We start from the raw sequence: 10,181 nt of genomic DNA, 5'->3' as shown, positions 1-10,181 counted from the left end.
TACTGCATGGGCGACTGTGTGGGAGAGTAAGTGGTCGCTAGGTGAATAAATACCTGATGGTATAGAAAAGACTTCACAATTATGTGAGGTCTTTTTTGTGTTTGAAATGAGACATGGGGATGGAGCTTGTGTCCCAAAGTACAAATAATATGTACAAGACTTATTTAATAAAGTTTTCTATAATCGATCTATAAATCAACATGATTTTAAAACAAGCTTAAATAAAAAAATATAATGCTGCAAGCTACAAATTTTATAATTCAAAACAGAGTATTGTCATTAAAAAGTACTTGAATGTATGGATTAAATTAACCAACAAAGATATCATCATTATTAGAATCATTGTTTTTATCATTGTTATTATTAGAGGTTTTAACATCTGATTGAATAAATTGTTTTTGAGCTGCTACAGTTAGTAGCAAACAGCCTACACCTGTAATAAAGTTTCCAAGTACATTTATCTCATCAGCAGTTTTATCTTTGGAAATAGCAATAACTATTGCATTTGTTAAAATAACTGCATCTTCCGGAGTAAGATTATCAAATATAGTCATTATCTCACCTACTGAAACTTATTTATAATAATACTAATATGATGATTATTATTAAATTATGATTTCAATAGTTTGTATAAAGTTAGTTCTTATACATTGGTTTTTAGTAATATGTTTATATGTAAACAAGCACATCTGCAGATATATAACATAGTATAATTCTGTAAAATTACAAAAGGAAGGAATACTATGTATAATTACAATTGGAGTTATCCAAGTCCTTATTTCCCTAATATGCCTGTATATAATCCATACAATATAAATTATGGTTATTACATGTATCCTTATTATTTCTATAATGTACCTCCATATAACCAATATCATCCACATCACTCATATCAAAGACAGTTTGAGCAGCCTAACTATGAGTTTTTCCAAGATGATTTTTCTTATGGGTACAGATCAGATATGCAGCAGCAAGTAGCAGCTGGTGGCATGAATCCTGGAATAGCACTAAAAGACAATGGAGCACAACCATTCACTATTAACATTAATGAAGCTACTAAGCAAAATAATACATTCAGAACTGCTTTATGGACAGGAAGACACTTGCAGGTAACCTTGATGAGCATTAATGTTGGCGCCGATATAGGTTTAGAGATTCATCCTAATGTCGATCAATTCCTAAGAATTGAACAGGGACAAGGAATTGTTAAAATGGGAAAAACTAAGGATAGACTAGACTATCAAGCAATGGTATCAGATGACTTTGCAATCATGATTCCTGCTGGTACCTGGCATAATGTTATAAATACAGGAAGTATGCCTATAAAATTATATTCTATATATGCACCGCCTCAACATCCTAAGGGTACAGTTCACCAAACAAAAGCAGATGCAGAAGCCGCTGAAAAGAAGAAAGGATAAGTTTATTGTAAATAAGCTAATGATTAGCTTTTTGTAGATGTATCACTTCATACTAAAATTTATATTTCAAATACTCATAACAAGACAAAGAGGAGTTCTGAAAATAGATTTGCATTGAAGTGATACATCTTTATTATTAAATATGCAATAGAAAGTAAAAATTGCCATAACATCAGAATACATGATAAAATATTAACGAATAAGTTTTGACCATTAAAAAAATCTTACTTCTGGGGGGATTTGTATTAAAAAGTTATATAGAAATATTATACTGGTAATATCATTGTTTACAGTTTCATTAATCTTTTACTTTCTCCAAATCTACATATTTCATGATCAGAGAGATACAGCTTTTTATCTGTTACAGGATTTGGCTTTCGTTCCTTTACAGGTTATAATAGTTACTATTTTAATAGATCAGATTGTTAAGTATAAAGAGCAACAGGATAATTTTAAGAAAATTAGTGTAGTAATAGGAGCTTTTTTTACAGAAACTGGGGTGAATGCGATTAGGAACTTATCAGCCTTTAACTTGAATTTTCATGAAATATGTAAAAATCTTAGTATAGGGGATAACTGGACAGATAAAGATTATAATAATGCTATTAAAGAATTTAAGGAATTAAATATTACAATAGATAGCAAAGCAAGTGATTTAAAGTTATTAAAGGAATTCATATTCTCCAATAGACAAAATATACTTACAATGTTTGAAAATAAGACACTATTAGAGCACAATAATTTTACGGATATGCTCTGGTCATTATATCATATTTATGATGAACTCAATTTTAGAGATAACTTATATGATCTTGAAGAAGAAGATTTTTTGCATCTATCTATAGATATTAAAAGGTGCTATCAGTTGATGGTAGTTGAATGGCTAAATTACATGAGTCATTTGAAAACGGAATATCCATTTTTATATTCACTAGCGGTAAGAAAAAATCCATTTTCAGATAAAGCTTTGGCGAAAAGTAAATTGTTTGTAGAGTAAGCTATCATGTAATAGCTTATATATGTATATAAATTATATTGAGTTTATAGGAGAAAAATGAAATCTAATTATAAAGTTAAGCAGATTACGAAATTATATGAGAGTTGCGATAGATGTGGACTGCCAGTTATAAATTGCATTTGTAACTCAGTGAAAAAAGTAAATACAAAAGCAAAGCTATGGATACTTTCAACAGAAAGAGAGTTTTATAGACCTTCTAATACAGCTAGAATTTTAAAATTAGCTAATCCAGAAGCAACTGAAATATTTCACTGGGAAAGAACTAATAGTCCTAAAGAGTTGATTGAGAAAATTGAAAGCGGCATATACGATGTTTATCTTCTCTTTCCTCAAGAAGAATGCAACACAGTTCCTAATTTTGGTGGTAAAGGCATAAGCAAGATTCCGGCATTTATACTATTGGATGGCACTTGGAAAGAAGCAAAAAAGATAGTTAGGAAGAGTGAATATCTCAAAGCTATTCCAACAATTACATTGAAAGCAGATTTTAAATCAAAGTACACTCTTAGAAAAGGAGTATTTGATGGGAATCTATGTACTATGGAAGCTGCCATTGAAGTAGTTAAGCTAAATAAAGAACTAGAGCAAGCGACGATATTAACAGAGGATTTTAATCTGTTTTTGGATAATTTTAAAGCAAGTGTGTATGGTCATAAATTAGATAAATCCTAGATATGCTCACTCCTCAAACGGTGATAAATGAAACTGTTTTGTACTAAAAGATAATTTAGATTTTTAGTTTGTAATGAAGAAAAAACTGTAAAGTTTATATAATAATTATAAGTAAGTCCACTGAAGAAGATCGCATCAGTGGACATTTTCTTTTGCCTTTGTTTAATTACTATGGTATGAAACCAAGTGCAAAGTAATCAAATGTTTTAATGAGTTTGTGATAATAGTCTTATAATATAGTATCAATGTCATAACCAATTGAATTAAACAGATTTTTATACATAGCTAGATAATTATTATGAAATAGCTAAGCTATTGGAACTTATTACGGCTGCAACATTATCTTGTAGATATTCTGTAAATGCTTTAACTACTTTAGGATCAAACTGGGTTCCACAGTTCTGGTTAAGTTGAGCTACTGCAAAATTTACACTATGTCCCTTTCTATAAATTCTATCAGATGTCATAGCATCATAGGAATCAGCAACAGCAATTATTGCAGCACATTCAGGGATTTCTTTTTCTTTAAGGCCAAGAGGATAGCCTTTTCCATCATATCTTTCGTGATGATACAAAATCATATCTAGTATCTTACGCTCATTAAAACTCTCTATAAGTTTTAAGCTATTATATCCTATGGTAGGATGCTGCTTAATTAATTCATATTCTTCATCTGTAAGTTTACCTGGTTTATTTAATATGTTATCTGATATTCCTATTTTACCAATATCGTGAAGTAAAGCACCGACATATATAGTCTCACAATCAATTTTTGAGTACTTAAGTTTCTCTGCAATTACCTTTGAATACATTGCAACATTTTTTGAATGCGAAGCTGTATAAGGATCCTTTGACTCAAGTGTTTTAGCTAAAGTGGTTATAAAGGCTAAGGTAGCCTTTTGATGCTTTGAATGAAGTTTGATTAAATAAGTTATTATAAACGCAATAAGAAAATAGGATAACCAGTTTGAAATAAAAAATATTGCAAAGTGGAGATAGCTTCCGTTTAGCATAGGGTGTTTTAAGTCGTTATTTACATGAGTAAAATAAGCTGTAACAGATGCTGTGGCTAAGCTTATTAGAGCATGTTGGTATAATTTAAATAATGAAATACCTGAAGTTATCATAATTAGTACAAAAATAGGATTCGGATGATTATTAGAATCATATTTTTCTACAATTATAGCTGCCATAAACGTTAAGACAGTTATACAACGAAATATTAAAGAATACTTTTCGAAGAAGCTCCAACTAATTTTGTTACTTATACCTCGTAATTTCATAAAAAACTCCTTTTATCATAAGTTAATGTAAGATGCTTTCCTTAGTTAGCATTAAATACTATTATTAGCACAGATAAATTATAAAGTCTGATTATGTTTTAATTATAAAACTAATATGTGATTTCAATGTGAGAAGTTATTTGGAAGGTTATGTTAATATAGTTGTAATCGTGACGTAATTTATAATTCATCTGTTATTAATACTTTTCAGGTAAGATGAAGTATATTTTTAGTCACAAATTCTAATACTATACATATAATAATTATGGTTAGATTTGTGTTTAAGGAGTTTTAAAATATGATTTTAGATGTTGAAATATTAAAGCTGATGGATGATATAAGCAATGTAAAGGATTTTGATGATTCCTATAGTTTTTTAACGATGCTTGAAGAAGATTCTAGATTCACTCAGATAAGCTCGTTAAAATATTTCTACAAAGGGTATATGATTGAAAATATGCTGCAAGTATATTCAGAGGTTTATGTTCAAAAGCTGAAGTTTATTAATACATTAGAAATTACTGCTGCTCCAAAGTTTATTGATTATATTAAATGTGGACAAGGAGAAAGTTTCATAATAACATTTCTACCAGGCTGCGAGGATTCATTGCCATTACCTTATTCAGAGTTTAGTGGAACTGTAACTGATTTAGCAAAGAAGACGTTTTTAGAGGATATGAGAAAGCTAGCCAATTATAAGGCTATCCATCCATATGCAGTTAAAGATCTTAATTACTGGGAAGTAAGCCCTAAGAATAGGCATATTATGCTTAAGGATTGGGAAGTACTTTCTAGAATAGAAAATGATACTGAGTTACAGGAAATGATAAAAAATATTGAAGAAAAACTATATAATAATGTTAAAATATAAAGTAATATATTGACAAAATAATATTATAGTACTAAAATGAGTAATAACAAAAATGATGAAGAGGACTAGTAAATAAATTACTGTTAAAAGAGAGAGAAACTCACTGGCTGAAAGGTTTCTTAAACAAGTATTATTGAAAACCACCTCTTAGTTGACTGCTGAACTTGGCATTTAGAATGCTAACATTAGGTAGCTCCGTAAGCTTGCGTTAAAAGTATTGAGTGATGGTAGTAAGTATTATGAATAGTATTTTATATTTCATAGTATAAATAACAACAATGCATAAATGACATAAGTTAAGCTAAGTTGTGCTACTGTAATTTGGGTGGAATCGCGATTATACTCGTCCCTTATTTGGGATGAGTTTTTTTTATTTTTAAAGATACTCATAATAACTAAAACCTAATATTTAAAAACTATGAAGAGGACGAGTAGATACTTTACTGTTAAAAGAGAGAAAGACTCACCGGCTGAAAGGTCTTTTAAACAAGCATTATCGAAAACCACCTCTGAGTTGAGTGCTGAAATTAAGTAGGCAAATTCCGCAATTCTGCGTTAATGATTTTGAGTGATAGTAGTAAAAGCTAACTTTATAGAAACTATGATTACAATACTAATAATTATTTTGTAGAGATTGTATATTTTGATTTCTGATTGTTATTGCTTTAAGATTAACCACTTCAATTTGAAAACTATTTTTAAAACCTCTCTGGTTTCTGGAAGGTGAAATAGTAATTTCAACTTTTACATGAAGGGTAAAATCTATATGTTTAATAAACTACTGTAATTTGGGTGGAATCGCGAGCAACTCGTCCCTTATTTGGGGCGAGTTTTATTTTTTTAAATAATAGAAGCGCAGAAAAGTAAATAAAAGCGTAAAAATATGCTTGACTAAGTTTTACTTACCTTTAACGCTGTTAAACAGCCACTATGAAATATAGCGTTATCTAAGAGCTGAGAATAAGAGATTGTAAAAAACTCACTAATGAAAATCTCGTTAGTGGTTTGAAAATAAATATAATTCTTAAAGAAGGAGGATTATCATGTTAAAAGTATTATTAAAAGATGGGAATATTGTTGATTCAAATGAAGAAGACGGAAGAAGGGCTTTGAGACATACCACAGCCCATATTATGGCACAAGCAGTAAAGCGCCTATACCCAAGTGCTAAGCTGACAATTGGGCCAGCCACAGAAAATGGGTTCTATTATGATTTTGATATGGAAGAATCACTTACTATAGATTCACTAAATGCTATAGAAGAGGAAATGAAAGTTATAGTTAAAGAAGATTTGAAATTAGAAAGAAGTGTACTAACAAGAGAAGAAGCTTTAAAGCTAATGAAGGAAAAGGGGGAAAGCTATAAGGTTGAAATTATAAATGACTTACCAGATGGAGAAGAATTAACTTTCTTTAAACAAGGAGATTTTATTGACTTATGTGCTGGACCACATATACTTTCAACTTCAAAGTTAAAAGCCTTTAAGCTTTTATCGGTGGCTGGAGCCTACTGGCGCGGCAATGAAAATAACAAGATGCTTCAAAGAATATATGGAACAGCCTTTGAGAAGAAGAGTGAGTTAGATAAATACCTAAATATGCTTGAAGAAGCTAAGAAAAGAGACCATAGAAAATTAGGCAAAGAGTTAAAACTATTTGCTTTGATGAATGAAGGCCCTGGATTTCCTTTCTTCCTTCCCAATGGTGTAATACTAAAAAATAATCTAATTGAATACTGGAGAGAGGTTCATAAGAAGTACGGTTATGAGGAAATTGAAACTCCCCTTATACTAAACAGAGAGCTTTGGCAGACATCGGGGCATTGGTATCATTATAAGGAAAATATGTACACATTGAAGATTGACGAAGAAGACTATGCAATAAAGCCAATGAACTGTCCAGGAGGAATGCTTGTATATAAGATGCAGACACATTCTTATAGAGATTTTCCTATAAGAGCTGCAGAGCTTGGAAGAGTTCACAGACACGAACTTTCTGGAGCTTTACATGGTTTAATGAGAGTAAGAGCCTTTACTCAAGATGATGCTCATATATTTATGCTTCCAGAGCAAATAAAGGATGAGATAAAAGGTGTAATAAAACTAATAGATGAAGTCTATGCTAGATTCGGTTTCAAGTACCATGTAGAACTATCTACAAGACCAGAAGATTCTATGGGCACAGATAGTGAGTGGCAAATGGCAGAAATGGCACTTCAAAGTGCCTTGGAGGAAGTAAATATGCCTTTTAAGATAAATGCTGGAGATGGTGCATTTTATGGTCCTAAGATAGACTTCCATTTAGAAGATAGCATTGGCAGGACATGGCAATGTGGAACAATCCAATTAGATTTTCAACTTCCTCAGAGATTTGATCTTGAATATGTTGGTAGCGACGGAGAAAAGCATAAACCAGTTGTTATTCACAGAGTAGTTTTCGGAAGTCTTGAGAGATTCTTAGGCATACTTATAGAGCATCTTGAAGGAAAGTTTCCTACTTGGCTTTCTCCAGTTCAAGTAAAGGTACTTCCAATATCTGATCAAATTAATGAATATGCAAGTAAGGTGGTAAGACGCTTAGAGGAAAATAATATAAGGGTCAAGTTGGATGATAGAGTAGAAAAGATAGGCTACAAGATAAGAGAAGCAAGAAATGAGAGGTTACCTTATATTATTGTATTAGGAGAGAAGGAGCAGAGTACAGGAAGTATAGCTTTAAGAAGCAGAAAAAATGGGGATGAAGGAGTCTTAGATCTAGAAGAGTTTGTGTTGAGAATAAAGGAAGAAGTAGAACTAAAAGATTTATAAAAAGGTGCTTTATAGCTTTATGAGACTTTGAATAATATAAGTTACAAGTTCTTATTAGAAAAAAATATATATATGCTATAGGGGGAATATAATGAAAGCAACATTTGTATTGCTGGCAAATAATGAATTAGAAAATATGGGAAGAAGAATAATGTTAGAAGCCCATAAAAAGGCTAAGCTTGGATTTGAGATGGCAAGACTTCCACATCATGTATCTCTTAAGCAGCCATTTCATATAGAAAGTCTTGAAGATATAGAGCATTATTTTGATGAATTTGTTAAAACCTTGAAACCTATAAAGGTTAGACTTAAGGAAGTCAAATGCTATCCTAGTAGTGTTTTTGGGTACTCTTCAGGAGTAATGGTAATAGAAGCTGAGAAGTCACAAGAACTTCAGTCACTTCATAAAGAGCTTAACGAAGAACTAGAAAATAGATTTGGAGAGTGTAAGGCAGATTTCGATGGAGATGATTATATATTTCATATGACTGTGGCAATTGGAGGAGGTTCTTTTGATAGCTATGAAAAAGCCCTCAAGTTGATGGACCGAACAAAATATGATATTGAAGTTGTATTTAATGAACTTGGCCTACTATATTATGATGAGGATAAAATTATTCCAGGGAGCTATTTCTGTTATAAGAGAATTGCATTTTTATAGTTTTACTTAATATATAGTATATCTGTTATGAATCATTGATATTACTAGGTTAAGTCAATAGAAAGATTATACTTCCGTAGGAAAATGAAAAACTTTTTCGTTATAATTTGTATGGATCTAGCCTTCATGTGCACTCCTAAGAAGTAAAAAATAATGGAAAAACCTATGAATAAAGGTTTTTCCATTATTTATTAATATTCTATACAGTTACATACAATATTAATATACCTTATCTCCGTTAAATATGGAGTTTTTAACAACAACGTAATCAACATTTCTTATAGCTTCTAGTTTATTACCACCTGCATAAGAGATTGAAGATTGAAGATCTTGTTCCATTTCAATTAAAGTATCCTTCAAAGGTCCTTTGTATTCTACAAACATCTTCTTACCTTCAACATTTTTTCTTTCACCTTTTTGGTATTCGGAAGCAGAACCGAAGTATTCTTTATATAACTTTCCGTCTTTCTCTATAGTTATTCCAGGGGACTCCTCGTGTCCTGCAAAAAGAGAACCTATCATAACCATAGTTGCTCCAAATCTTATTGATTTAGCTATATCTCCATGAGTACGTATTCCGCCATCTGCTATAACAGGCTTGCTAGCTGCTTTTGCACACCATCTTAATGCTGCTAGCTGCCATCCACCTGTACCAAATCCAGTTTTTATCTTTGTGATACAAACTTTACCTGGTCCTATACCTACCTTTGTAGCATCTGCACCAGCATTTTCTAATTCTCTAACTGCTTCTGGTGTTCCTACATTTCCTGCTATAACAAAGCTTTCTGGTAAGTGCTTCTTTATATGTTGAATCATAGCTATAACTGCATTTGAATGACCATGAGCTATATCTATAGTGATGTATTCCGGTACAAGGTTTTTAGCTGATAAGTTTTCTACAAATTTATATTCATCATCTTTTACCCCAACACTGATAGAGGCGAACAATCCACGAGATTGCATATCCTTAATAAATTCTAATCTTTTTTCTGGTTCAAAACGATGCATTATGTAAAAATAACCATTTTCAGCTAAGTAAACAGAAATCTTTTCATCTATTATAGTTTGCATATTTGCAGGAACTACTGGTAACTTAAAGCTACGATTACCTAAAGTCACAGTGGTATCACATTCAGATCTGCTATTTACTATACATTTTGCTGGTATTAACTGAATATCTTCATAATCAAAAACATTTTCCATTAGTTACACCTCTAAACACGAATATTATTATTGCATTAGACAAAAATGTTTGTCTAAATGTAGCTTACATTATTTTTGTAGAAATGTCAAAAATAATGTATTTATATTACATATAATACTTCTATTTACAAAGAATGAGCGAAATCATTATACTTTTATATATTGAGCATAAAGTCTAATATTATTCTTTTTCTCTATAAGTATTATTAGATTAGAAAAAGTTCTATGTGATTTATATGCAATGA

The 10,181-nt window shown here is 31.0% G+C and carries 9 protein-coding genes and 1 other annotated feature; of the genes, 6 read left to right on the top strand and 3 right to left on the bottom strand.

Annotated features, from left to right (window positions below; all coding sequences use genetic code 11):
* Positions 1-308: 308 nt before the first annotated feature.
* On the bottom strand, positions 309-554 hold the full coding sequence (locus GXK57_RS23425) for a hypothetical protein (protein WP_160680436.1): 246 nt from the start codon (positions 552-554) through the stop codon (positions 309-311).
* Positions 555-743: 189 nt separating this feature from the next.
* Here GXK57_RS23425 and GXK57_RS23420 point away from each other — a divergent pair, with 189 nt between their 5' ends.
* The 3 genes from GXK57_RS23420 (at position 744) to GXK57_RS23410 (ending at position 3,111) form a co-directional block, all read left to right on the top strand.
* The gene (locus GXK57_RS23420; protein WP_160680435.1) at positions 744-1,421 is read left to right on the top strand and encodes a cupin domain-containing protein; all 678 of its coding nucleotides are present in this window, start codon (positions 744-746) and stop codon (positions 1,419-1,421) included.
* A gap of 283 nt (positions 1,422-1,704) precedes the next feature.
* Positions 1,705-2,418 (top strand): hypothetical protein, encoded by a 714-nt coding sequence (locus GXK57_RS23415; RefSeq protein ID WP_160680434.1) that lies wholly within the window; start codon positions 1,705-1,707, stop codon positions 2,416-2,418.
* Positions 2,419-2,475: 57 nt separating this feature from the next.
* Entirely contained in the window at positions 2,476-3,111 is a 636-nt protein-coding gene (locus GXK57_RS23410) for a tRNA-uridine aminocarboxypropyltransferase (RefSeq protein ID WP_160680433.1), read from the top strand.
* A 296-nt stretch (positions 3,112-3,407) separates the two neighbouring features.
* Here GXK57_RS23410 and GXK57_RS23405 read toward each other — a convergent pair whose 3' ends face one another.
* Positions 3,408-4,394, bottom strand: a complete 987-nt coding sequence (locus GXK57_RS23405) for an HD-GYP domain-containing protein (protein ID WP_243156497.1) — start codon at positions 4,392-4,394, stop codon at positions 3,408-3,410.
* Between the two features lie 298 nt (positions 4,395-4,692).
* Here GXK57_RS23405 and GXK57_RS23400 point away from each other — a divergent pair, with 298 nt between their 5' ends.
* The 3 genes from GXK57_RS23400 to GXK57_RS23390 all read left to right on the top strand — a co-directional run bounded on the left by GXK57_RS23400 (position 4,693) and on the right by GXK57_RS23390 (position 8,733).
* A complete protein-coding gene (locus GXK57_RS23400) occupies positions 4,693-5,265 on the top strand; it encodes a hypothetical protein (RefSeq protein ID WP_160680432.1) in 573 nt (190 codons plus the stop codon).
* A 46-nt stretch (positions 5,266-5,311) separates the two neighbouring features.
* Positions 5,312-5,619, top strand: a binding site (T-box leader).
* Between the two features lie 689 nt (positions 5,620-6,308).
* The gene (gene thrS / locus GXK57_RS23395) at positions 6,309-8,072 is read left to right on the top strand and encodes a threonine--tRNA ligase (RefSeq protein WP_160680431.1); all 1,764 of its coding nucleotides are present in this window, start codon (positions 6,309-6,311) and stop codon (positions 8,070-8,072) included.
* Positions 8,073-8,163: 91 nt separating this feature from the next.
* Positions 8,164-8,733 carry a 2'-5' RNA ligase family protein gene (locus tag GXK57_RS23390; RefSeq protein WP_160680430.1) on the top strand — a complete coding sequence of 190 codons (570 nt, stop codon included), beginning with the start codon at positions 8,164-8,166 and terminating at the stop codon, positions 8,731-8,733.
* A 219-nt stretch (positions 8,734-8,952) separates the two neighbouring features.
* On the opposite strand, the gene guaC is transcribed toward GXK57_RS23390, so the two are convergent.
* A complete protein-coding gene (guaC, locus tag GXK57_RS23385; protein ID WP_160680429.1) occupies positions 8,953-9,936 on the bottom strand; it encodes a GMP reductase in 984 nt (327 codons plus the stop codon).
* Positions 9,937-10,181 lie beyond the last annotated feature (245 nt).

Origin of the sequence: Clostridium sp. C8-1-8 (assembly GCF_009928445.1) — a bacterium.
In the GTDB taxonomy this organism is placed as follows: domain Bacteria; phylum Bacillota; class Clostridia; order Clostridiales; family Clostridiaceae; genus Clostridium_AR.
Note: the sequence above shows the minus strand (reverse complement) of the source record. Positions and strands in the feature narration are given on the sequence as shown.